This is a genomic window from Nocardia sp. PLKS1-43 (assembly GCF_059510335.1).
Genome location: NZ_JCAJZQ010000020.1, coordinates 67,224 through 91,841, shown reverse-complemented (window position 1 = coordinate 91,841; position 24,618 = coordinate 67,224). Strand labels below are relative to the sequence as shown.

Annotated in this window: 21 protein-coding genes and 1 pseudogene; 9 read left to right on the top strand and 13 right to left on the bottom strand. The window is 67.1% G+C overall.

Going from position 1 to position 24,618, the window contains the following annotated elements:
* Positions 1-89: 89 nt before the first annotated feature.
* The 5 genes and pseudogenes from AC5WS7_RS38825 (at position 90) to AC5WS7_RS38805 (ending at position 5,934) form a co-directional block, all read left to right on the top strand.
* Positions 90-1,154 carry a WXG100 family type VII secretion target gene (locus tag AC5WS7_RS38825; protein WP_495959644.1) on the top strand — a complete coding sequence of 355 codons (1,065 nt, stop codon included), beginning with the start codon at positions 90-92 and terminating at the stop codon, positions 1,152-1,154.
* Between the two features lie 30 nt (positions 1,155-1,184).
* Complete coding sequence (locus tag AC5WS7_RS38820) at positions 1,185-1,643, top strand: YbaB/EbfC family nucleoid-associated protein (RefSeq protein WP_495959643.1); 459 nt, start codon at positions 1,185-1,187, stop codon at positions 1,641-1,643.
* Positions 1,644-1,707: 64 nt separating this feature from the next.
* Positions 1,708-2,118: pseudogene (locus tag AC5WS7_RS38815) on the top strand (WXG100-like domain-containing protein); the annotation flags it as partial.
* Positions 2,119-2,454: 336 nt separating this feature from the next.
* Positions 2,455-5,625, top strand: coding sequence for a hypothetical protein (locus AC5WS7_RS38810; RefSeq protein ID WP_495959661.1), 3,171 nt, complete (start codon positions 2,455-2,457; stop codon positions 5,623-5,625).
* Positions 5,626-5,652: 27 nt separating this feature from the next.
* Positions 5,653-5,934 carry a hypothetical protein gene (locus AC5WS7_RS38805; protein WP_495959642.1) on the top strand — a complete coding sequence of 94 codons (282 nt, stop codon included), beginning with the start codon at positions 5,653-5,655 and terminating at the stop codon, positions 5,932-5,934.
* Between the two features lie 33 nt (positions 5,935-5,967).
* On the opposite strand, the gene AC5WS7_RS38800 is transcribed toward AC5WS7_RS38805, so the two are convergent.
* The 5 genes from AC5WS7_RS38800 to AC5WS7_RS38780 all read right to left on the bottom strand — a co-directional run bounded on the left by AC5WS7_RS38800 (position 5,968) and on the right by AC5WS7_RS38780 (position 9,679).
* A complete protein-coding gene (locus AC5WS7_RS38800; protein WP_495959641.1) occupies positions 5,968-6,849 on the bottom strand; it encodes an SAM-dependent methyltransferase in 882 nt (293 codons plus the stop codon).
* Positions 6,850-7,009: 160 nt separating this feature from the next.
* Entirely contained in the window at positions 7,010-7,576 is a 567-nt protein-coding gene (locus AC5WS7_RS38795) for an SRPBCC family protein (protein ID WP_495959640.1), read from the bottom strand.
* Complete coding sequence (locus tag AC5WS7_RS38790; RefSeq protein WP_495959639.1) at positions 7,576-7,890, bottom strand: ArsR/SmtB family transcription factor; 315 nt, start codon at positions 7,888-7,890, stop codon at positions 7,576-7,578. The genes AC5WS7_RS38795 and AC5WS7_RS38790 overlap by 1 nt, the downstream gene beginning before the upstream one ends.
* A 129-nt stretch (positions 7,891-8,019) precedes the next feature.
* On the bottom strand, positions 8,020-9,087 hold the full coding sequence (locus tag AC5WS7_RS38785; protein ID WP_495959638.1) for a fatty acid desaturase family protein: 1,068 nt from the start codon (positions 9,085-9,087) through the stop codon (positions 8,020-8,022).
* 259 nt (positions 9,088-9,346) lie between these two features.
* Positions 9,347-9,679, bottom strand: a complete 333-nt coding sequence (locus tag AC5WS7_RS38780; RefSeq protein WP_495959637.1) for a hypothetical protein — start codon at positions 9,677-9,679, stop codon at positions 9,347-9,349.
* Positions 9,680-10,575: 896 nt separating this feature from the next.
* Here AC5WS7_RS38780 and AC5WS7_RS38775 point away from each other — a divergent pair.
* Entirely contained in the window at positions 10,576-11,082 is a 507-nt protein-coding gene (locus tag AC5WS7_RS38775; protein ID WP_495959636.1) for a hypothetical protein, read from the top strand.
* A gap of 170 nt (positions 11,083-11,252) precedes the next feature.
* On the opposite strand, the gene AC5WS7_RS38770 is transcribed toward AC5WS7_RS38775, so the two are convergent.
* The 5 genes from AC5WS7_RS38770 to AC5WS7_RS38750 form a co-directional block, all read right to left on the bottom strand.
* Entirely contained in the window at positions 11,253-12,074 is an 822-nt protein-coding gene (locus tag AC5WS7_RS38770) for a YceI family protein (protein WP_495959635.1), read from the bottom strand.
* Positions 12,071-14,659 (bottom strand): MFS transporter, encoded by a 2,589-nt coding sequence (locus tag AC5WS7_RS38765; protein ID WP_495959634.1) that lies wholly within the window; start codon positions 14,657-14,659, stop codon positions 12,071-12,073. Before AC5WS7_RS38765 ends, AC5WS7_RS38770 begins: the two co-directional genes overlap by 4 nt.
* A gap of 13 nt (positions 14,660-14,672) precedes the next feature.
* Entirely contained in the window at positions 14,673-15,191 is a 519-nt protein-coding gene (locus tag AC5WS7_RS38760; RefSeq protein ID WP_495959633.1) for a MarR family winged helix-turn-helix transcriptional regulator, read from the bottom strand.
* Positions 15,192-15,439: 248 nt separating this feature from the next.
* Complete coding sequence (locus AC5WS7_RS38755; RefSeq protein WP_495959632.1) at positions 15,440-15,718, bottom strand: hypothetical protein; 279 nt, start codon at positions 15,716-15,718, stop codon at positions 15,440-15,442.
* A gap of 6 nt (positions 15,719-15,724) precedes the next feature.
* Positions 15,725-17,236: a hypothetical protein gene (locus AC5WS7_RS38750; RefSeq protein ID WP_495959631.1), complete on the bottom strand. Its 1,512-nt coding sequence runs from the start codon at positions 17,234-17,236 to the stop codon at positions 15,725-15,727.
* Between the two features lie 297 nt (positions 17,237-17,533).
* Here AC5WS7_RS38750 and AC5WS7_RS38745 point away from each other — a divergent pair, with 297 nt between their 5' ends.
* Positions 17,534-18,277, top strand: coding sequence for an SDR family oxidoreductase (locus AC5WS7_RS38745; RefSeq protein WP_495959630.1), 744 nt, complete (start codon positions 17,534-17,536; stop codon positions 18,275-18,277).
* 48 nt (positions 18,278-18,325) lie between these two features.
* Here AC5WS7_RS38745 and fadD32 read toward each other — a convergent pair whose 3' ends face one another.
* Both fadD32 and AC5WS7_RS38735 read right to left on the bottom strand, forming a co-directional pair.
* A complete protein-coding gene (gene fadD32 / locus AC5WS7_RS38740) occupies positions 18,326-20,197 on the bottom strand; it encodes a long-chain-fatty-acid--AMP ligase FadD32 (protein WP_495959659.1) in 1,872 nt (623 codons plus the stop codon).
* A 104-nt stretch (positions 20,198-20,301) separates the two neighbouring features.
* Positions 20,302-21,546: a KasA/KasB family beta-ketoacyl-ACP synthase gene (locus AC5WS7_RS38735; protein WP_495959629.1), complete on the bottom strand. Its 1,245-nt coding sequence runs from the start codon at positions 21,544-21,546 to the stop codon at positions 20,302-20,304.
* 314 nt (positions 21,547-21,860) lie between these two features.
* Here AC5WS7_RS38735 and AC5WS7_RS38730 point away from each other — a divergent pair, with 314 nt between their 5' ends.
* Entirely contained in the window at positions 21,861-22,856 is a 996-nt protein-coding gene (locus tag AC5WS7_RS38730; protein WP_495959628.1) for an acyl-ACP desaturase, read from the top strand.
* Positions 22,857-22,871: 15 nt separating this feature from the next.
* On the opposite strand, the gene AC5WS7_RS38725 is transcribed toward AC5WS7_RS38730, so the two are convergent.
* The gene (locus tag AC5WS7_RS38725) at positions 22,872-23,615 is read right to left on the bottom strand and encodes a VIT1/CCC1 transporter family protein (protein ID WP_495959627.1); all 744 of its coding nucleotides are present in this window, start codon (positions 23,613-23,615) and stop codon (positions 22,872-22,874) included.
* Between the two features lie 393 nt (positions 23,616-24,008).
* Between AC5WS7_RS38725 and AC5WS7_RS38720 the strand changes: the two genes are divergently transcribed.
* Complete coding sequence (locus AC5WS7_RS38720; protein ID WP_495959626.1) at positions 24,009-24,419, top strand: VOC family protein; 411 nt, start codon at positions 24,009-24,011, stop codon at positions 24,417-24,419.
* Positions 24,420-24,618 lie beyond the last annotated feature (199 nt).

The window sequence follows — 24,618 nt, the reverse complement described above, 5'->3', positions numbered from 1 at the left end:
TGCCGGAGGGAAGTTGGGAAAGGCCCGGCATCGCGTCTGGGCGGTCGACGGTGATCCGAATTCCGTTCGATGACCGAAGGACGAGGTGCATGGGAAATACGTTCTCGCTCGACCCGAGCGAATTCGCAAGTCAGGCACCGGTATACGCGGGCGCGGGCGATCAGCTCGGCACGGCGCTGTCGAACCTGCAATCGGTCCTGAGCACCAACGCCGGCTGCTGGGGAAACGACGAACCCGGACAGGCGTTCGTGAAAACGTACCAACCCGATGCAGATACCACGACGAATAACATCCAGACCCTCGCCGCGACATTGAAGGATATGGGATCGGCGGTCAAGAAGACGGCCGACAACGTAACCAACCAGGATCAGACTTCGCGCGCCGATCTCGGAAACCACGGCCCCGCCGCGCCCGACCCGAACGCCTACTACCCGTACGGGACCACTCCCTCGCCCACCTATTCGCCGAGCGGCAACGGCACGCCCACCACGAATCCGGGCACGAACGGCAACGGATCGAATCCCGCATCCCCGAACGGGAACGGGGTATCGCCGCAATCCTTCTCCGGCACACCGTCTTCCATCGGCGGCGGCACCGGCGAACCCGGCTCCTACACGCCGAATCAGCAAGGCGCCCAGCCTGATACGACCCAGCCGTCGTCGCAGGAGCCCAGTGCTACGCAGGACGATCCCGCACGGGCCGCAGGGCCGCGGGCCGCCACGCCGTCGACCGATCCGGCGACACCCGCGGACGACGCGACCGCCGTGGCGGATGCCGCCGCGAGTATGGCCGGGACCGTGTTCGGTTCGGCTGCGCAGGAGCCGGATCAGTCGAGCACCAAGCCTTCCGGTGGTTCGTCCACCTCGGCGGACGCGGATTCGGCGCAGCGTGCGATGTCGCCGGGCGCACTGCCGCGGCTGGGCGAGAAGAAGGACGACAAGAAGAAGAAACCCAATGCCAAGAAGGGCTCCGGCAAGCCGGACGAGGTCGCCGGACCGGAGCAGACCGATCAACCGCCGCCGGTCGACCACTCACTCTCGGCCGCGGAGATACGCCGCGGTGTCGGACGTCGCGAGAAGTCCGCGTCGACTCCGTGGTCCTCTCGCGTGACCGCCACGCCCGCCCCCGCGCCCAAAGACCCGGATCGAGGTTGAGCACCTGTGGAACAACCGAGTCTGGCCGAAATGCAAACGGCCAATAACGAACTCAAGCGCGTCGTCGGCTCCCTGCTCGACGGGATCGACCAACAGATCGCGGATCTGCCCGGAGTGGTGGAACGACTCTCCCAGTCCAGGACGTCGCAGTGGTCGGCCGACAAACGGGTCGAGGTGACCGTCGACGCGTACGGCATCGTCCAGAAGGTGCGGCTCGCCGACGACGCGTTGTCCGGCGCTACACCGGAGAAGCTGGCTGCGGCCATGACCGAGGCAGCCCGTGCGGCGGCCGTCACGGCACAGCGCCGCCGAGCCGAGATCGTCGCGCCGATCACCGAGGCCGCTGCCACCCTCCCGGATCTGCCCGACCTCTATCCGGGCGCGCCCAGTCTGCGCGAGATCCGCGAAGTCGTCGATTCGGCCGCGCGCACCGCGCCGGAGAAGCCCCCGACCGAGCCCGCCCACGACCCGTCCGAGGAGGACGACTGACCGATGTGGACGGCCGGCGCGGCACAGCCCGCGCCACCGTCGGCATCTGCCATATCGAGCGCTCATGACTGTGACGATTCCCCCCGAGATCCCCAAGTGGGTGGTGGACGCGGTCGCCGGCCCCTTCCCGCAAGGCGACGAGGACGCACAACGCCGGGTGGGGCACGCCTGGATCGATATGGGCAATGCGATCGAACAGTGCGCCAACATCACCGCCGACGCAGGAAAGAAGGCATCGGAGGTGATCACGGGCGAGGTCGCCGACGCCCTGAAGAAGAACAACATCGATCTCCAGGGCAACCTGACCGACGTCGGCAACGCCTGCATCAGCCTCGGCAATCAATGCCTGCATAACGCCCTGTCCACTGAGGCCACCAAATACGTGGTGCTCGGCTCGGTGGCAGCGCTGGTGCTGACGCTGGCGGTCGACGCGTTCGTCCCCGGCGTCGGTGAGGCGGACGGGGCGGCATCGACCGCGGCTACCCGGATCACGATTCGCGCCGCGGTCCGGGACCTGATCGAGAAGATCGGCACCGACGGAGCCCGTGCGGCGGCCGGCCGGCTGGTGAAAACGCTGCTGTACCGGGGCATCACGCTGGGCGCGATCCAAGGCGGCGGCATTCCGTTCCTGGCCGACACCCTGCAGATGATGCAGGGGAATCGCGATTGGGGCGATTACGACTGGGGCGATATCGGATTGGGTGCCCTGGCCGGTGGCGCGGGCGGTCTCGCAGGCGAATTCGTCGGCGGCAAGGTCCTGAGCCGTTTCGAGCGCAACGCGGCCAAAAAGCTGGCCGAAGGGGCCGAACCGTTGCTCGGCGGCGCGGCGCGCCGGATCGTCAGTCATGGCGCTGCCGGGATGGCCGGCGGGCTGGCCGGGGCCATCGCCGGGGAAGCCGCCATCCTGCCCTGGACCCACCAGTTCAGCATGAGCTGGCAGACCCTGCTGCCCGGAATGGTCGGCGGCGCCATGGGCGTCTTCCCGCGTATCCGGAGCGGCAAGCCGGTCAACGAGATTCCCCCCGACCGGACCGCCGAAGCCACCGCGAACGCCAACGGCAACGCCAACGCGAACGCCAACGCCAACGGCAACGCCAACGCCAACGGGACCGGCGGCGACAACGGAAACGGGACCGGCACCAACGCATCCGCCCCGAAGCCGACCGGCGGCGACAACGGAAACGGCACGCCCAAGGTCTCGGCCGACCCGAAGCAGCAAGCCGGACAACCACAAGCGGAGGCCTCCACACCGGCCACCGCACCACAACCGGAGACACCGCAACAACACACACCCGAACTCCAGCAGGAGACACCGCAACAACACACGCCCGAAGCCCAGCAGGAGACACCGCAACAACACACGCCCGAAGCCCAGCAGGAGACACCACAGCAGCACACGCCCGAAGCCCAGCAGCAGACACCCGAGTCGCAACAGCACGCAGCCACACCGAAGTCGGACGCCCCGCAGCAGACCGCGTCCACACCGCGACCGGATGCTCCGCCGGTGCAGTCCTCCGGACCGAAGCAGATGGTGAGTGCGCCCGCCCATCAGATGGCTTCGAAGCCCGAACAGGTATCGTCCGAGCCTCCGCGAACCGCTACGAACGGGCCGGAGCAGCAGGCACCTCGACCGAAAGCGTCCGAGCCCGACCTGGGCGCACCGGACCAGAAGTCCGCACCGGCGACTCCGGACCACTCCGCTGCCCCGAAGCACACCGGCGACGGCCCCGGGCACAAAGCCGACAACAATTCACCGAGCACACCGCGCTCGCCTGGCGGAGGCCACGGCGAAGGCGACGCGCCGACCCCGCCGAAACTGGACGACACCGGCGGACCCACCACCGGCAAACCCGATCCGAGCGCTGATAATTCCGACCGGACGAATAACACCGAGCCGGAGAACGCCGGGAGAAACACCGCCGATGAGAAGCCTGCCGACAAACCAGGCGACAAACCGGCCGACAAACCGAACGATAAGCCCGCCGACAAACCGGGCAATAAACCGGCCGACAAACCCGATGACAACAAGCCACGCCGGGAGCGCCGCCCGACACGACGCCGCCGCTGGGTGGGCGACCTGGAAAAACCACCGGAAGAGAACAACAACCGGGGAATCACCAGCGATAAACCGGAGGACACCGGCACCCGTCCCGGCCGAACCCCGGAGGGCGACACCGCCGAGAACAGCGATAACACCAACAGAGCAGAAGACAAGCCGAACGAGCGGCCCGCCGATAAGCCGGAAGACAAACCCACCGACAAGCCCGAGGACAAACCCGAGAACAAACCGGAAGACAAACCCACCGACAAACCCGAGAACAAACCCGAGAACAAACCGGAAGACAAACCCACCGACAAGCCAGAAGATAACAAACCACGCCGCGAGCGCCGCCCGACACGACGCCGCCGCTGGGTAGGCGACCTCGAGAACCCACCTGAAGAGAACAACCACGGGAGAACCGCCGACAACGACACCGGACGTCGCCCGCAGGACGAATCGACCGGTGGCGAATCCCCAGGGCGAGGCCGGCAGCGCCTGCGCGGGAGACCCGACTCGGAGGCCACGCCGGAATCGGCATCCACCGGCAACCGGGAGAACAACGATCGCGCTCCGGACCGAAACCGTCGCCAGGACGATGCAGCCCGCCGCGCCCAGGACGAAGCGAACCGCCGCCGCGCCCAGGACGAAGCCAGACGCCGCGCCGAAGACGAAGCCAACCGCCGCCGCGCCGAAGACGAAGCCAACCGCCGCCGCGCCGAAGACGAAGCGAACCGCCGCCGCGCCCAAGAAGAAGCCAGACGCCGCGCCGAAGACGAAGCCAACCGCCGCCGCGCCCAAGAAGAAGCCAGACGCCGCGCCGAAGACGAAGCCAACCGCCGCCGCGCCCAAGAAGAAGCCAGACGCCGCGCCCAAGAGGAAGCCGACCGCCGCCGCGCCGCCGAGGCCGCACGAGGGTGGGCCGAGCCGCCGGCCCCGGGTGCGGACGCTCGAATACTCGCTCCCGAACTGGACCCCAGGCATCCTCAGCGTGTCTACAAGAAGGACGAGTTCATCAAGAAGTACGAGGCGAAGATCGGCAGGAAGTTGTCGCCGGCCGAATTGCGAACCATCAATCGAGGGTGCATCGGCGTCACGATGGTCCGCCTGGGTGTGACCCACGGTTGGCCTCCGATGAACCTCGCATTCGACGACCCGGTCGCACATGCGGCGATCGCGGAAGCGGAGAAGGCGCTGACGCCCGGCGAGGTGGCCAACGGGCGATTGTCCAGCGCCAAGAACTCGCTGGCCGACGCGAGGCGACAACTGGCCAAAGAAACGCAGGCGGCAGGCGGCGATGAGAACCACCCGAAGGTGGTCGCGGCCAAGGCGAAGGTGGCCAATATGCAAAATCTCGTCGACACCCGGACCAAGGAGGCCAATGACGCCTGGTCCAAGATTTCGGACGAATACCGGAGCAAGATGATGGTCGCCCGCAATCAGGCCAAGATCGAAGGCGGCCGGCGCACATTCAAGAGGGTGTCCGGCTATGCGGACAGGTTCAACGCGATCCTGCAGCGAAATCCTGCCACCAGACAGGAATTCATCAATATGGTGCGAGCCGATCCGGAACTCTCACAGCTGCGCGGGGTGGAGCAGAGCCTACCGCCGGGCAATCCTTCCGAATGGAAGGCGGTCATCTTCTCCAAGCACTTCTACTCCGGTCAACTTCCGGAAAGATTCGCCCCGGATTCCCTCACCGGTCAGGTGAACATGACGGCCGACAACGGCAGGAATGTGAAGCCGGGCTATGTCAACTTCGACTACGGCTGGTACGATGACCAGTCGAAGTCCTGGTGGCATGCGAATCATATGGAATATTCGGATCCGGAAAGGCAGGCGAGAGATCCTATGCAGGTCCTGCAGAGTTCTCCGGACAAATTCTACAGCGGCTATGTAGATTTCGACAGCGCGGTCATCGGCATCGGGTTCGTCCGGAGATGACGATATGACAGCCGAAACATCCCTGAGTTGGAGCATATGAATCTCGACGAATCCGTGAACAGCGAGGTCGACCTTTTCGGCCTCGCCGAGAATGCCATGTCCGGCGCCGTGGTCCTGTGCGGCCCGGGCGCGCACGTCTATATCGATGGGCTCCGCGAATGGCCCGACGAGCATCTGTACCAAGCGGTCCGGGTCTCGGGGACATTGGTCGAGGAGGGCGAGGATGTCGACTCGACCTCACCCGAGGCCGTGCACGCCCTCGGGCGGCACTTCGTCATCAAAGACCCGTCATGGGAGTGGGTCCGCTGACCTCACCGGCTCGTCGAGCCCGCGGGCGCGGCATCACCGCACGACCGCGCTGACGTTGCGTTCCACCTCCGAGACGACACCGGTCCGTCCGGCCGGCTCCAGATACCGCGCCGCGTATTCCGCACCGCCGACCTGTTCGGCCTCGTCCCACCCGTACTCCGCCAGCAGCGGCGCGACGTCACCGGGCTCCAGCCCGTAACGCCAGATTCGCTCGCGTTCCACGAAACGCCGGCGCATGCGCGGCGAGTCGTAAAGCTGAGTGCCGTCCAGAAAGTCCTTGCGCACGTAAGTGAATGCGAGCCGGCTGCCGGACGCCGCGCCGGACAGGAAGTCGAGGGTGGCGCGGACCGCGGGCTCGGTCAAATACTGGGTGACGCCCTCCCAGATGTACATGGTCCGACGGTCGAGCCGGTGCCCGTGCGCGGTGAGCGCCGCGCCGAGATCCTCGGTCTCGAAATCGATGGGCACCTGAACCACGTTGTCCGGCACCGGCATTCGCTTCCGTTTGGTTTCGAGATTGCGAGGCATGTCGACCTCGAAGTCCTCGACGCGGTCGGCAACGCGATAGCCGCGGGTGTCGAACCCTGCGCCCAGCAATACCACCGCCTCGATGCCCGCATCGATCGCCTCGGTGAGGCGATCATCGATATAGCGTTTGCGACAGGCGATGCTGTTCCACAGCCCGGGGGCTTCCCGATCGGTCACCGACATCAGCCATTGCCGCAGCGGTCGCGGACGCACCACCGCGCGCAGCGCACTCGGCAGCATGGCCGCGGCGAGGTCGTCGTCGACCAGTCGCTGATCGGGCGGAAGATGCTGCTCGGCGGCCGCGATCAGCATCGGGCCCACAGCGCTGCCCGACACCTTGGCCGCGGTATCGCCTTCCGCCGCACCGGAATCCGCTGTTCTCGCCATGCGCCCTCCTGATCGAACGATGTGCACTGTGCACAGCCCAGTATCCCCGCGTACCCGCCGGGCGGTCACACCAAGCCGCCGCGCACGACCTGGATCCGGTCGGGCCGCTGGTGACACCGCGTCCACGCGGCGGCTTTCCGGCCTGCGCCGCGAATTGCGCTCAGCCCTCGCGCCCACCGGCGGTCGGCGGCTCGATCGGCTCCACTCCCAGTTCGGCCGAATATGCGCGATTCAGTTCGGACCAGCCGTTGTTCATCGCGGCCGCGCCGACGATCGGGCCGATGGGCGTGCCTGCGAGCAACAGCGCGGCGACATCCAGGCACAGGTGCCAGCCCGCGGCCATCATGGCGGCCTGGGCACGATCGGACAGCTGATGCGTCAGTCGAAGCGTTGTGCCGCTGTCGGTTTCGCTCAACTCCCACCGCAACAGCTCACCGCTCCAGGTGTATTCGAGCCGGTACGGTCGGTCGACATGCGAAACCTCGCCCGGCAGTTCGAGTTTCGCCTGGCCATCGATCATGATCAGCGTGACCGGGCCGAGCGTGTCGAGTGGGCGATCAGCGGTGTAGGGCGCCCATTCGGCCAGCTCCCCCGGATCGGTGAGGGCCGACCAGACCGATTCGGGAGCATGCGTGAAGTCGCGGGTGAACACCAGCGACCACCGCCCGCCGTCGTCCACGAGTTCGACCGGATGCAGGGGGCTTGGCCGATAGGGTTGCGTGCTCATCAGGGCCGGTCCTTTCTGTCGAGGTGTCGCCCGAGGGCGTCGAGGTGGTGCTGCCACAGCCGCAGATACGGTGAGAGCCAGCCGTCCAGCTCCTGAAACGGGCCGGGAGCCAGCCGATAGACCCGCCGCTGCGCCGCCACCTCGCAGGTGACGAAACCCGCGTCGCGCAGCACCTTGAGATGTTTGGACACCGTCGGCTGGGACAACTCCAGCCGATCGACGAGCTCGCCGACGGTGGCCTGCCCGGTCCGCAGCTGGTCGAGTATCCGCCGACGCTGCGGCTCGGCGACCACGGAGAACGGATCGGCTGCCACGACCGCTAACATACTCCATCACGTATATACGCACAAGGGCATATACAGGCCTCGCCCGTCCACTACGAGAACCGCGACGCAATCGTGCGCTTCACCGCCGACGGTGACGAAATCTCCGGCCCGAGTCGGTCACCGAGCGTGTTTGCCGACCTCATGCAGATGCCGCAACGCCTGCGAGTACGACTCCAGCAGGCCGGTCTCGCAATACGGCACTCCCCGCTCGGCACAGAACCGCATCACCAGCGGCCGGACCCGGCGCAGGTTGGGTCGCGGCATGGACGGGAACAGGTGGTGCTCGATCTGATAGTTCAACCCGCCCATGGCGATATCGATGACCCGCCCGCCTCGAACGTTGCGCGAGGTCAGCACCTGACGGCGCAGGAAGTCGGTGGCCTGATCCTCGTCCAGCACCGCCATCCCTTTGTGGTTCGGGGCGAAAGTGCAGCCCATGAACAATCCGAACAGCCCCTGGTTCACCGCGATGAACGCCAGCGCCTTACCCGGGGGCAGCACCGTCGCGACGAGGGCGAGGTAGCCGACCGCATGCGCGGCCAGCAGCGCCGCTTCCCAGGCTCGATGCCGGATAGGCCACCCGATCACCGCCCGGACGCTCGCCCCGTGCAGACTCGCGCCCTCCAGCAACAACATCGGAAAGAACAGCCGCGCCTGATGCCGGAAGATCCAGCGCCGCACACCGCGCCCGGCCCCCGCGCGGCCACCGGAGTGGGCCAGCACGCCCATGATGTCCGGGTCGGCCCCCTCGGTGTTGGGGTGCGCGTGGTGCCGGTTGTGATTGCTGGTCCACCAGCCGATGCTCACTCCGATGCACAGATTCCCGGCGATCAGACCGAACAGGTGATTCGCCCGACGGGTGCGGAAGATCTGCCGGTGCCCGGCGTCGTGCCCCAGGAACGCGAACTGGGTGAATACGACGGCCAGTACCGCGGCGATGCCCAGCTGCGACCACGAGTCGCCCACCACGACGAAAGCCGCCCACCCGGCCACCAGCGCCGCGAACGCGATCGCAGCGAGCCCGGCGTAATAGCCCACCCGCCGCTCGAGCAATCCGGCGCTGCGCACCCGCCGCGCCAGCACCGCGTACTCACTACCCCGATCGCCCATCGAATCGGGTTGCGTCACAACGACTTCGGGCGGCTCGATGACGTCCGCACCGGACCGCAGGGCAACTCCACCCACTGGATACTCCATTACCACGCGCGCCCGCCGTTCTGCTCCGACTCGGTTCTCACACATCCGCGCGACCGCGCCCGACGGCCCTGTCCGGCAGCTGGCGGCCGGCCGTGACCGGCCGACCGCGCTCGCGGCTCGCATACTCGGACAACAGCATCTCTCAACGACACATCCAGCAGGTGAACAGGTACCCGAGGCGACGTCACATCTGTGCGACGACCCGAACCCCCGGCCGCGGCGCCCGGTGCGTCCGGCTCGACCGGAATCATCCTGCGATCCCCGGACCGAGGACGCCCCCGCGGGCGGGAACGGCCGCCGGCGGGTCCGCGCGCGGAATCACCCGGGCGAGAATATCGCTGTAGGGCCGTGCGGCGATCGTGCGGAACGCCGCATCCTCGAGTTCGGCTCGGGCGCGATCGTCGTGGACCAGGGACAGACATGCCTCCACCAAACCGTCGTAGTGAACGCCGAGGATACCGTCGTTCAGCCCGTCCGAGTCGTCCACCGGATTCACCTCCGCGACCACCGCCTTGCGGTTGGCCATCAGATAGGTGACCCGCACCGACTCCAGTACCCGCATCCATTCGTGAGAGTGCAAGCACAGCACCACTTTCGACCGTGCGATCTGGCGGATCGAGCCGGGGACCGTACCGGTCCTGCACCCAGCGGACCCGCAATCCCGCCTCCCGAAGCAGCTCGAGTATCCGGGCGCGGCGCGGTGTCCGCTTCCCGTAGAACAGCACATCCGTCGAGGTTTCCACCGACCGCAGCACCCGCCGTTGTACGGGATGGAAGCCCGGCGGAACGTAGTGCGCCGTCACGTCGTAGCGTCGCAACTGCTCGATATTGCGGCGGTTGCAGTCCCACACCAGATGCCGCCGCAGCAGGTCCACCGGCACCATGCCCGAGGCCACCATGTTGTCGGTGACGGGCTCCAGCTGGTACACGATGCACGGCTCGGAAAACTCCTGGGGCGCAAGGTAATACCCGAAGACGATATTGATCCGGCCGGTATCCGGGCCGCCGGTGTCGACCACCGAATGTCCCAGCTCCCGCAGGGTATACCCCAGCACGGTCATCAGATCGTCGAAGCACGCGGTCACCAGCGCGGGATCCGACAGTGTGACATTGAATTCCACGCCTACTCCGGCATCACCGCGCCGGGTCGACCCGCCATCGGGCATTCGTTTCGTCCCGAACTCGTTGCTGACATGTGGCTTCCTCGTCGGTATCGAGTGGACACCTCGCCCCAGCCTATTGACCGTGGGCCGGGAATGATTCACCGATATTGGGAAATGCGCAAGAGGTGACACGGCATTGGGCCGCCAGGGCGCAGAAACCGGGGCAGCGCAGGGCAACTCACTCTTCCCTTGGTTTCGGCGATGTTCAGGCGACCGCTCACCTCCGCGAAGCGCGCCTTGATACTCGCGATACCCCTCGCAAATTCGAGTGGATCTCAACGGAAGATACAGGGATGCTCGGGGTGTGGGGTTCTTGGAACTCGAGATCGAACGGCACGAGTGGTCCCAGCTGCGTTGCGGGTGCGGTCACCATGCCGGGCATGTTGCGGATGATCTCCGATGGCTCGCGCACGGCGGTGACGGCGAGCAGCGCCTCGACACCGACCGCTTGGACGGCCATGTATTCATGCCATCGATCCTCTGCGAGCCCGCGGTTCCGACGATGCGGGTCGCTCTCGCGGCCCTGGCGGATACGGTCCCGCTGCCGGTGCGGAGGGTTTTTTCCGGCCTTGTGCTGTCGCTTGCCGCGGGGGAAGGACAGACGTACGAGGCGGCGCGGGACGGCCGGGATTTGACGAGGGAATGTATTCTCGCAGCCCAGGAGGGCATCTGGCTGTTGTGCGCCGAAGTGCTTTCGGGGCGGGACGCCCTTGCGGCGAGCGATGCCTACGAAGCCCTCACACTCGTCGACGAGGATGCGGACAGGGTCATGCGGATCAAATCCGCAGGTGCGAAAAACCTCCTCGGGTACCTGCGATGACGCCGGCGACCACCGTCGGCTGGGTGCACCGAAGCGCCATCCACGCGACCTTTCGGAGAGTTCGTTCTGACGATTCTCCCATCCAATCCGAATTGCGCTGTGTAGCAATCGAATCCCACAAGCATGCCGCCCCGATCCGTTCGGATCGGGGCGGCATGCGAAATACCGTGCTACATCTGGGGCAGTGACTCACCCTGGACGAGTTCGATGTCCAGATCGATCTTCACCGCGGTGCCGACCGCGGCGATACCCGCGCGCACCATGGCGTTGTAGTCGATCGCGAAATCGTTGCGGTGCAACTGCATTTCGGCGTGGAACGCCGCGCGCACACCGCCCCACGGGTCGGGGCCGTAGCCACCGTAGGTGATGTCCAGCTCGACCGGGCGGACCTGACCGTGCAGGGTCAGCTCGCCCGGCATCACCAGCTTGTCACCGCCGACGCGGCGGAAACCGCTGCCGTTGAACGAGATCACCGGATACTTCTCGGCGTCCAGGAAGTCCGCCGACCGCAGGTGGTCGTCGCGCATCCCGATACCGGTATCGATGCTCGCGGTCTTGATCTCGGCGAAACCCGTCGAATTCTCCAGGGTTTCGGCGATGTTCAGCCGACCGCTCACCTCCGCGAACCGGGCCTTGATACTCGCGATACCCAGGTGCCGCGCGGTCGCGATCACCGTCGAATGCACCGGATCGATGGTCCACGGACCCGCCGGCGGAGCCGGATTGGTCCCCGCCTCCGGAGCCAGGACGATCTGCCCCAGCCGGCCCGAACCGTCCCCACCGACCCGCGCCACCTGCGCCACCGGCTGATAACCCGGCGCGGTGATGATGGCGGTGCACACGCCCGCGGGCAGCGGCTCGGTAGCCACCTCCCCGGTCGCACCGGCACTCGCCCGGGCGAGCTGACGGCCGCTCAAATCGGTTACCGTCAGCACCGCGTCCGGGACCGGCCACCCCTCGGTGGTGTGAATACGTGCCGTCAATCCACTCATGACTGGTTTGTCGCCTCCTCGTAGCCGAGCCGCACATCGTGGTTGATCTCGCCGCCGGCGACGGTCACCTGGCTGGTCACCGGCGGGTAGCCGCTGGCCACCACGGTGTACTCGCCCTCGGGCAGATCGGTCACCAGGTAGTGGCCCTCCGCGTCGGTGCGCGCGGTGGCGACCGGCGTCCCGCTGACGTCCAGCACCGTCACCTGCGCATCCGGCACCGCGCGCCCGTTGGCCCAGGCCGCGCCGGACAGCACCGTCATCGGCGAGAGTTCGATGTCGTGCCGCAGCAGACCACTCTCGGGCACGGTCAGGGTCAGCGCGTTGGGCCGCATGTGATCGGCGACGGCGACCAGGGTGTAGATCCCGGATACCACGCCGTGGCAGACGTATGCGCCGTCCTGTCCGGTGACCGCCGCGCCGACGACCTCGCCGCGCATATCGGTCAGCGTAACCGTCGCCGAGGGCAGCGGCTCACCGCGCCCCGCCGAGCGCACCACGCCCGACAGTTCGCCCGAACCCTGCAGCGTCACGTCCAGCGCCTGCGATCCATTGCCGACGGTCACATTGACCGCCGAGGGCTGATGTCCGCCGGCCGAGACGATCAGCACATAGCTGCCCGACGTGGGCGCGCCGATCGTGTAACCGCCCTCGGCGTCACCGGCCGCCCGGGACACCTGGTGACCGCGCGTATCGATCAGCGTGAGCGCGGCGCCGGCGACCGGCCGCCCGTCCTCGCGTCTGATCCGACCGCCGATCGTGCGAACCTCGCCATCCGCCGAGGCGAATCCGGCCGACGAACTCCTTATGGCCATCTGTGACACCGCCGTTCCATTCGTATGCGCAGCCGCGCCGTTGCCGTTGCGCGAGATCGCGGCATGCCTGCCCGCGACCGCACCGGCCAGCACCGGCTCCGGCTCGGAGAGCGCGTATTGATACTGCGCCCGGCCCTGACTTTCCTCCCACGAATCCGTGGTTGCGTCGACCGGCTTCTCGGCCGGCGGCGCGGAGGCCTTGGGGTCCGCCAGCGGGATCTCCTTCATGAACAGCAGCACCAGGCAGGCCACCAGCCCGACCCCGGCCGCGGCGTAGAACACGCCGTGCAGGGAGTTCGTGAATCCGATCAGGATCGGATCCTTGACCATCGCCGGGAGATTGGCGATGCCGCTGGTGTTGCTCTGGATGCTGCCGAGCTTGGAAGTGTCGAACCCGGCCGGCAGGTGGCCGCCGAAAGCATCGATGATCTTGTTCGGCAGCAGGTTGAACATGATCGTCAGGAAGACCGCGACACCCAGCGTGCCGCCCATCTGCCGGAAGAAGGTCGCCGACGCGGTGGATACACCCATGTCCGAACGCGGGCCCGCGTTCTGCGCGGCGATGATCAACGTCTGCATACAGCAGCCCAGGCCCAGGCCGATGACGCCGCTGTACAGCAGCGGCTGCCAGATCGCGCTGTCGTAGTGGACCTGCGCGTAGAGCAGCGCGCCCACCGCGATGATGAACGTGCCCACCACGGGCAGGATCTTGTAGCGGCCGGTGAACCGGGTGACCTGACCGGAGATCAGCGATCCGATCATGATGCCCGCGACCAGCGGCAGCATCAGCAGACCCGCGGCGGTCGGCGAATAGTTCCGAACGACCTGCCAGTACAGCGGAACCATGGAGATCGCGCCGAACATCGCGACACCCACGATGAATCCGCCCGCGATGACGACGCTGAAGGTCGAGTTCTTGAACAGCCGCAGCGGGATCAGCGCCGCATCCTTCATCACGTATTCGACGAAGATGAACAGGATCAGCCCGACCGCGCCGATGCCGTAGCAGATGATCGACTTGCTGTCGCCCCAGCCCCAGCCGCGGCCCTGTTCGGCCACGATCAGCAGCGGGACCACGCATATCGCGAGTGCTATCGCTCCCCACCAGTCGACCTTGTGGTTCTGCCTTCGGTGCGGCACGTTCAGCACCCGGGCCACCACGCCCAGCGCGATCACGCCGATCGGCACGTTCACCAGGAACACCCAGCGCCAGCCCTCGAGGCCCCACAGGTGGTCGAAGCCGGAGAACCAGCCGCCGAGTACCGGTCCGAGCACCGTGGAGATGCCGAACACCATCATGAAGTAGCCCTGGTAGCGCACGCGCTCGCGGGCCGGGACGATGTCACCGATGATGGTCATCGCCAGCGACATCAGACCACCGGCGCCCAGGCCCTGGAAGGCACGGAACCCGGCCAGTTCGTACATCGAGGTGGCGAACGTACAGGCCGCCGAACCGATGACGAAGATGCCGATCGCGGTGAGGAAGAACGGCTTGCGGCCGTAGATGTCGGCAAGCTTGCCGTACAGCGGGGTACTGATGGTCGCGGTGATCAGATAGGCGGTGGTCGCCCAGGCCTGCTGATCGAATCCGTGCAGGCTGTTGGCGATCCGAACGATCGCAACGCTCACGATGTTCTGATCCAGCGCCGCCAGGAACATGCCCAGCAGCAGGCCCGACAGCACCGTCAGAACCTGGCGGTGAGAGAGGAACGTACTCTCTTCCTGCACTGGTCCGGACCGAGCCACCGGCGCCTCGGTTGTCGAAGTCGTCATAATTGTTCAAACCCTATTTCGGTTCGGCTGTACACAGCGATGGGGTTGTCTCGATATCGGCGTTGAGCCGGTCGAGAAGTGTGATGAGATCGGACCGCTCCGTCGCGGGCCAGTCGGCCAGGATTCCGGCGAGCCAGAGATTCCGTTGCCGGCGGGTCTCTTCGAAGACTCGCACTCCCTCCTCGGTGGCGGCGAGCACGCAGGCGCGGCCGTCGACAGGGTCCGCCCGGCGTTCGATCATGCCGTGCGTGACGAGGGATCGGGTCTGCCTGCTGATGGTGGAGATCTCGGCGTGCAGCTGCTCGGCGATCTTGCCGGTACGCTGCGGGCCGTCGTGGACCAGGCAGAACAGCACCGCGTAGGCGAGTCTGTCCAATCCGTCCGGACCGTGCTTGGACATCTGTGTCTTCGCCCGGTTCAGTGCCCGCATGAACCGGACCAACTGAGTGCCGAGGCGATCGGCGTCGTCGAGGACGGCGTTGCCGGAGACGACGGCGGCGGTTACCTCGGGCTCGAGGCCGACGGTGGTCACGGGATTCACCTTCTCCCATAGATCTGCAGACTTGGTTAGCGCATACAACTAGTTGCCAAAGCCAACTATACATACGCCCAGGCACCGAATCGCAAATCGATTGTTGTGGCGTTGGCCTCCGCTCCGGTCCGGCGGGCCGCGGCCTTCCACTACAGGTCATTCGTTACCGGCCGTGAAGCGGACGGACCTGTGTCCAACACTCGCGCGGCGCGAATTCATCCCGCCCGGCCGGCGGAAGACGTGATCGGCTACTTCGCCGGGATCTGCCGGGCCGCCTCCACGACGAACCGGTGGACCAGGGCGAACGGCAGCGGCTGGTCGGTGAACGCGGTGAACGCGAACTCTCCGGAGGCGTCCTGTTCGAACGCCTCGAGTACGATACCTCGCCCCGGCGAGGGGCCCACGTCCTCGAGTTCCCAGCCCAGGGTGGCCCGCTCAGCGCTGTCGGTGACCCGCCACACCACGTAGTAGCGGCCGCCGTACTCCCACCGCGGCGAAACCGCTTGCGATAGCGCGGGTTCCGACATCGCCGCTCAGTCCGATCCGCCGGCGCGGAAGAACAGCACCCGATCGCCGTAATCGGCCAGCGCGTGCGCCTGCCCGGCCTGCCGGATACCGCTGGTGGGCAGATTGGTGAGCTTGGAGAACGTCGCGGTGTTGCCGAACGCCGCGCGGACCTGGGTCTCCGAGGCATAGTCCGCGCCGTAGTCGGCCAGGACCGCGAAGTTCAAGGGCGCCAACGGCTTGTCCAGTGCGGGCTGCCCGGCAGGACGCCCCAGGGCGGCGTACTGGGCGGCGACGCCGTCGGCGTACCAGCACAGTTCGTAGGACATGTGCTCGGTGGTGTTCACCGTGATGACCGGCCAGCGCTGGGAAAGGCGCAGGGCCAGAGGGTTTTTCCCGCCAGGGGTGAGTTCCCAGTACAGGCTGGCCACCGAGATCCAGCTGCCGCCGCAGCGTTCGACCAGCACCACGTCGTCACCGAGGCGCTCGGTGAGGTTCATCTCGGGATCGGGCATATGCCAATGGGTTTCGTGCACCCCCTGGAAGGAGGTGCTCGTGGTGGGCTCCGCCCCGTCGGCCGCGTAGGCGGCGATGACCGCCGCGCGCACCTGGGCCACCGCATCGGGACTCGTACACCGCACCGCGATCGCGCCGAACGAGGTCGCGATCTCCACCGGCTTGGACGGCAGATCCGGAAGCGCCCCGGCCGCAAGGGGTTTGAGCCCCACCAGCCCGAGCTTCCAGTTGATCTCCTCGATCGTCGACAGGTCACCGGAGGTCTGGTACAGAATCTGCTGCTGAGTCAGGTAACCCGCGCGCTCGAGCGTCTGGCACTCCAGCTTCCCCAGTGCCGCAACGGTTTTAGCGGTGAAGTCGAGTTCAGCGATCGGCGTCGCACGCAACCGGCTGGTCATCGGCTGGGTGGTCCAGGCCGAATACCGTTCCCGGTACATCGCCAGCGCCTGCTTGCGCGGTCGGCCGATCATCAGCGTGCGCAGCAACATGTTCAGGCTGGCCAGGTAGTAGCGGCCGGATTGGTCGGGATCGGCCGCGAACAGGCCCGCGCGAATGCGCACCGCCTCGGCGCTGGCGTCGACCGCCGCGGACGGGTCCAGCCGGCACAGCCACACACCGCATTTGGACAGCCCGTCGGCGCAAACCGCGGCTGCGGCCGGATAGTCCCGCGCGACCTGGTGGTACGCGTCGCAGGCCTGCCGGATGGTCGAGGTCGCCAGCTCGCGGTGGCCGATGGTGCGCGCGGCCTCCTCGAACAGCCGCAGCGCCTCCTGCACCTGCCCGGCGAACTGGGCGGTCACCCGCCCGCGAATCAGCCAGCGCAGCCGGATCAGCACCGCCTCCTGAGCCGGCTCCAGCGCGGCCGGGGAACGATCCCGCTCCGAACCGTCCTGTTTGGTGGCGATCAGGGCGCGGGCGAATTCACACAGCGAGGCGGCCAGGCGCAGATCGGCCTCGGCCGAGCGCTCCTGGGTGGCGGCACGCCTGTCCTGCGCCACCTGGCGCTCGATGGTGCTCAGCTCCATCGCAATCCCAACTCCCGCATACCCTTCCACGCACGGTCGTCGAGCGGCCGCATCGTGCGGTGCCGAGTCTGCCACAGATCGCCGCCGGAGATGGACCGGACCGGGCGCTGTCATCGCCCGTCGAGGCGATCCCGGGAACTACGGGCGCAGGCGTGTACGACGATCGCCCGCCCGGCCGCCGGTGGTCCCCGGCCCGCTCGCGGCGACCGGCCGCCCCGATCGATCGCGGGCACGCGAATCCGTGTTAACTTCTCCCCGGTTCATCGTTACACTACGCACCATCGAGAAGGCTGGGTCATGACGGTTGTTCGCAGCGCACTGGTCACCGGCGGCTCACGCGGTATCGGCGCCGAGGTCGCCCGCCGCCTGGCCGGGGAGGGATACGCGGTGACCATCGCCGCGCGCACCGCCGAAACCCTCGAGCGCACCGCCCAGGAGATCCACGGGGAGACCGGCGCGCAGATCCACCCGTTCGCGGCGAACCTGGCCGACGAGGCGCGGATCACCGAACTGGCAGAGGCGCACGCCGAGCGGTTCGGCGGCCTGGACCTGCTGGTGCTCAACGCCGGAACCGGCAGCGTAGGCGAGGTCGCGGAGCTGAAGCCCAAGGCCCGCGACCGCATGCTGGACGTCAACTTCCGCGCCCCGCTGGCGCTGATCCAGGCGACCCTGCCGCTGTTGCGCAAGAGCGCCGAGGCCGACCCGCGGCGCGGGGCCAAGATCGTCGCACTGGCCTCGATCACCGGGGTCGCCGGGGAGCCGGGCCTGGCCCTCTACGGCGCCACCAAGGCGGCGCTGATCTCCCTGTGCGAGACGGTCTCGCTGGAGGAGTCCGCGCGCGGCGTCAGCGCGACGGCGATCTCGCCGGGCTACGTCGACACCGATATGACCGCCTGGAAGCACGGTGAACTAGAGCCCTCGGCCATGCTCCCCACCGCAGACATCGCCGAGCTGGTGCTCGCGGTGTCGCGGCTGTCGGCCCGCGCGGTGGTGCCCAACATCGTGATCTCCCGCTCGGGCGATCAGCTCTGGCGTGCCTGAGACCGCGGCGCACCGGGGACATCGATAGCGGTCCGGCGCGGCCGGTCGCTACCGCGATTCGGCGTCCGGGAACTCCCGCTGCCGACGGCCGCCGCGCAGCGTTCCCTCGAGATAGGCCGCCTTGCACGCCCGCCGCGCGATCTTCCCGCTGGAAGTGCGCGAGATGGATCCGGCCGGGACCAGCAACAGATCCCACACCGCCACACCGTGTTTGGCCGCGATCGCGGCCCGGACCACCTCGGCGATCGGCTCCGGCGCCAATTTCGCCGCGCCCGTGGCGCGTTCGGCGACCACGACCAGATTCTCCGGGCCCGCGGGCGCTCCGGCCTCGCGGATCGCCGCGGGCAGCTCGTGGGCCGGCACCGAGAACGCCGCCACGAAACCCGGCCGCAGCGCACTCGACGCCTCCTGGGCGGTCTGCTCGATATCCTGCGGGTAGTGGTTGCGCCCGTCCACAACCACCAGATCCTTGACCCGGCCGGTGATGTACAGCTCACCGTTGTAGTAGGCGCCGAAATCGCCGGTGCGCATCCAATCCGCTTCCGCCGCAGTACCTTCCGCATGGCTGTTCGGCTGCCGCGCGGTGAGCCGGTTGCGGAAGGTCGCCGCGCTCTCCTGCTCCCGGCCCCAGTAGCCGATGCCCATGTTCTCCCCGTGCAACCAGATCTCGCCGATCTCGCCGTCCGGCCGCTCGGCCCCGGTCGCGGGATCCACGATCACCGCCCACTGCGACCGCGCGACATATCCGCAGGACACCTGCGCGACCGCGTTGTCCGCGGCCGGACCGACCTCGACCATCCGTCCGGCGTTGAGTTCGGCCCGGTCGACGTAGACGACCATCGCCTCGTCCTCGCGCCTTGTCGCCGAGACGAACAGCGTCGCCTCCGCCATGCCGTAACACGGCTTCATCGCGGTCTTGGACAGCCCGTACGGGGTGAACGCGTCGTTGAACTTCGCCATCGAAGTCACCGACACCGGTTCACTGCCGTTGATCAGGCCGATCACATTGGACAGATCCAGATCCTCGCCCGGTTTGGGCAGTCCGCGCACGGCCGCGTGCTCGTAGGCGAAATTCGGTGCGGCGGCGTAGGTCGACGCGCCGTCCGAGGCCGCGGCCAGTTCCTTGATCCACCGGTACGGGCGGCGCACGAAGGCACTGGGCGACATGATGGTGATGAATCCGCCGCCGACCACCGGCAGGATCACGCACAACAGCCCCATGTCGTGGAACATCGGCAGCCAGCTGACCCCGCGCGCGGTCTCGTCGATGCCGAGAGCGTCGATCATCTGCAGCAGGTTGGTTCCCACTGCGCGATGGGTGATCTCGACACCGGCGGGCACGCGCGTGGAGCCCGAGGTGTACTGCAGGTAGGCCACGTCGTCGATGTCGAGGTTCGGGCGGATCCAGCCCTCCCCGACGCTGTCCGGGATCGCGTCGACCGCGATGATCCGGGGACGTCGCGCGGCCGGTAGTTCGCGGAAGATCTCGCGCACCCGCGCCGCGGCCGAACTCGCGGTGAGAATGGCCGCGGGACGGCAGTCGCGCAGTACCGAACGCACTCGGTCGGCATGTCCCAGTTCCTCCGGATCGAACAGTGGCACACCGATATTGCCCGCGTACACCGCCGCGAACATGGCCACCACGTAGTCCAATCCCTGGGGCGCGAGGACCGCCACCCGATCGCCCGGTTTCGTCACCTGTTGCAGTCGAGCCGCGACCGCGCGCAGTCGCACGCCGAACTGGCCCCAGGTGAGCTCGAGGTACTCCCCGTCGCGCTCGCGCGAATAGTCGATGTAGCGGTAGGCGAGCTCGCCGGCTCTCGCCGCACTGTGTTTGTCGACGAAATCGATCATGGTCGCATCGCTGCGGATCGAAATATTGCCCTGCTCATCGAGATAGTCGTCAAAGGTTTCGCCGATCATTCCCTATCCTTTTTCACGCACGCCCAGCGGACGTGCGATGACAATCGAACAGATCGACACCGCGAAGCCCGAACAGTAGCAGGAGCTTCCACGGTTTCGGCTCAGTAACGCCCGAACGCCAGCGAGACGTTGTGCCCGCCGAAGCCGAAGGAGTTCTTCACCGCGTAATCGATCCGGGCGGTTCGGGCCTGTCCGGTCACGACGTCCAGGTCGATCTCCGGATCCTTGTTGTCGAGATTGAGCGTCGGCGGCACGACGCCGTCGCGGACGCTGAGCACCGTGAGCACGGACTCCAGCGCTCCGACCGCGCCGATCGAATGTCCCAGCGCGGATTTGGGCGCGTAGACCGAGGGGTGGTTGCCGATCGCGGAGTTGATCGCCAGCGCCTCGGCGGTGTCGCCGACCGATGTCGCGGTGGCATGCGCATTCACATGTGTCACATCGTCTTTCGACAATCCGGCCGTCTCGATGGCTCGGGTGATCGCCCGCGCGGCGCCCTTGCCCTCGAGATCCGGGGCGACCAGGTGGAAACCGTCGGAGGTGACTCCGGCGCCCATCAGGCGCGCGTGGATCGTCGCGCCGCGGGCGCGGGCGTGTTCCTCGGTCTCGAGCACCATCATCGCCCCGGCCTCGCCGAAGACGAATCCGTCGCGATCCTTGTCGAACGGGCGCGAGGCGCGTTTGGGCTCGTCGTTGCGGGTGCTCATGGCGCGCATCATGGTGAACGCGGCGATCGGGACGGCCTGGATGGAACCCTCCACCCCGCCGGTGACGACCATGTCCGCATCGCCCATCACGATCGATTTCCAGGCGTTGGCGATCGCCTCCGAACCGGACGAACAGGCCGAAACCACCGTCGACACACCGGCTTTCGCGCCCACCTCGAGTCCGACGACCGCGCCCGCGCCGTTCGGCATGATCTGTTGCACCGCCAGTGGCGAGACCTTGCGGTAGCCGCCGTGCTGCATCCGGTTCGTCACATCGATGTAGACCTCCGCGCCGCCGATTCCGGTGCCCATCGACACCCCGAGCCGCTGCGGATCGACCTCGGGGTTGCCCGCGTTGCGCCACACCTCCCGGCCCAGTACCAGCGCCATCTGCTCGACGTAGGACAGCCGCCGGACCTCCTCGCGGCCGAGCGAATCCTCCGGCTTGGCCTTCAGGTGACCGCCGATGCGCACGGGCAGGTCGAACTGGTCGATGAACTCGTCGTCCAGGACATCGATCCCGCTTTCGCCGCCGAGCAGCCCCTTCCAGGTCGAGTCCACATCTCCGGCGATCGACGTCGTGGCCGCCAGACCGGTGACGACCACATTGGGAAAACCCTTACCGCTCACACTCGTCATGCTCGGCTCACTTTCGATGGCAATCCTTTGGCGAATACACCTTGTGAGTAACACTCGGGAAACCGACAACAACAGGAACGACAGCCGGTTCGGCAGGTCGCCGGGGGTGGAACACTACCTCAGCAGGAGTTCGGTCCGATATACTGCGACGCGCCCTCCTGCCCTCGAGCACCCGGCCGGGCCGGACTACATTATCGGGGGCGGAACCGATCGGGGCTGCCGTGTGACACGCAGCTATCCGATCGCTATTGCACTGTACCGGTTTCTTCGCGCACCGTCCCACTCGCCGATCCGACTCGGAGGAAGGCTTCATCGTGGCCAGGAACCTCACACAGCTCGAACTGCTCATGGAGTTGGAACCCGTCGCCGAACAGAACGTCGACCGGCATCTGTCCATGGCCAAGAACTGGCATCCGCACGACTACGTGCCCTGGGACGAAGGCCGCAACTTCGCGGCCATGGACGGCCAGGACTGGGAGCCCTCGCAGTCGAAGCTGAGCGAGGTCGCCAAGGCGGCGATGATCACCAATCTGCTCACCGAGGACAATCTGCCCTCCTATCACCGCGAGATCGCCGAGAACTTCTCGATGGACGGCGCGTGGGGCACCTGGGTGGGCCGCTGGACCGCGGAGGAGAACCGGCACGGGATCGTCATCCGGGACTACCTGGTGGTCACCCGGGCGGTGGATCCGGTTGCGCTGGAACAGGCCCGGATGACGCACATGACCCAGGGCTACAACCCGGTCAAGATGATCCGGGAGGGCGGCGGGTCCATCGATCTGCTGACCGACCGCGGTTTCCTGCATTCGGTCGCCTATGTCACGTTCCAGGAGCTGGCGACCCGCGTCTCGCATCGGAACACCGGTAAGGCATGCGAGGACCCGATCGCCGACCGCATGCTGGCGCGCATCGCCGCGGACGAGAACCTGCACATGATCTTCTACCGCGACATGTGCGGTGCGGCACTGGATCTTTCGCCGGATCAGACGCTCGAGGCGATCACCGAGATCGTATGCAATTTCCGGATGCCCGGTATGGGCATGCCGGACTGGCGGCGCAACGGCGTGCTGATGGCCAAGCACGGCATCTATGATCTGCGCCAGCACCTCGAAGAGGTGGTCATGCCGGTGTTGCGCAAGTGGAATGTTTTCGAGCGCAACGATTTCGGGGCCCGGGGCGATCGAATCCGGAACCAGCTGGGGGAATTCCTGGAGAAGTTGCGCGGTGACTGCCTGCGGTTCGAGGAGCAGCGCGATCGCGCTCTCGCGCGGGAAGCCCGCAGACGCGATCCCGTTCCGGCGCAGGTCTGATCGCCGCGCGGCGCGTCAGATGGCGAGGCCGACCAGATGGCCGATCAGGTAGGTGCTCGCCATCGCCAGCGCGCCCCCCGACAGTACCCGCAGGGTGGCTCGCAGCACGGGGGCCTGGCCCAGCCGCGCACCGAGCGCCCCGGTGAGTCCGAGCGCCACCAGCACGGCGATCACGGTCACCGGGACCCGGATCGCCGCCGGGGACAGGATCGCCAGCAGCGGCAGCAACGCGCCGAGGGTGAACGACAGCGCCGAGGAGAACGCGGCGTGCCGGGGATCGGTCAGATCGTGCGGGTCGATGCCCAGTTCGGCTTCGGCATGCGCGGTGAAGGCGTCGTTCTCGGTGAGTTCCTCGGCCACCTTCCACGCCGTCGCCGGCGACAGACCCTTCCCCTCGTAGATCGCGGCCAACTCGGCCAGTTCCGCCTCCGGTTGTTCGATGAGCTCGCGCCGTTCCACCTCGAGAATCGCCCGCTCGCTGTCGCGCTGCGTACTGACCGAGACGTACTCGCCCAGCGCCATCGATACCGCCCCCGCCGCCAGTCCGGCGATTCCGGCGGTCAGAATCGTCGAGCGGGTAGCCGTGGCCGCCGCCACACCCACCACGATGCCGGCCACGGAAACAATTCCGTCATTGGCTCCCAGAACTCCCGCCCGAAGCCAATTCAACCGCGCGGCCAACCCGATACCGTGTGGTTCCGGATGCGCCTGCGCCGCAACCACAGCCCGCTCGTCCAGCACTGCCTCATCTCTCAGCACGGATTCACGGTAACCATTTCCCGTATTTCGTTCCAGCAATGCAAGGCTTGCCGAAATGAGGTAACCCATTGCACACCAAGGGTTTACAAACCTAATTCCGAGGCACCCGCACCCACCCTGACCTGCACCGCGGCGATTCGGCGGCAAATTCTCCCTGCCGCAGCCGAACTCCGGAGTGAACAGGCTCACGGACCGCACCGTCGCGCCATGAACGATACCGCCGTGAATTGCCCGACCGCCACAACCGCACGCGGCATCCGATCACGAAACCGGCTTCGCTCCGAAACAGCGGAACAGCGGCCGCCGATCCGTCGCCCGCTCGGTGCGCGCGTCACCGGAACCGATCAGGAATCGAGAAGCGTCGAGGAAGGCCGGATACCTAGCGTTGGCGACATGGATATCACCATTGCCTGGACATTTCTTCCGCACGACGATCCGGAGGCCTCGCTGGCGTTCTATCGCGACGTACTCGGCTTCGAGGTCCGCAAGGACGTGGGGGACGGCACGATGCGGTGGATCACGGTCGGGCCCGCCGAACAGCCCGGGACGTCGATCGTGCTGTACCCGCCGGCCGCCGAGCCCGACCTCACCGACGACGAGCGCCGCACCATCGCCGAGATGATGGGCAAGGGCACCTACGGCCGCATCGTCCTGGCCACCCCCGACCTCGACGCGACCTTCGAACGGGTGCAGACCGGCGACGCCGAGGTCCTCCAGGAACCCACCGCCCACCCCTACGGCATCCGCGACTGCGCCCTGCGCGACCCCGCGGGCAATATCATCCGGATCCAGCAATCCGCCTGAGCCGCAACGCTGTTCATCCCGATATTCCGCAGCCGCGCGGCGCGGCCGGACAGCCATCCCGGTCCGCCGCGTCAGCTCGCCCACGCGCCCCATCGCACCGCAAGATCCGTCCCATCGGAGCGAATCGAATCGACTACACCGCAGACCTGTGGGCCTGCCACGTGTGACGTTCGTCGGCGATCCGGAATTACACTGCGTT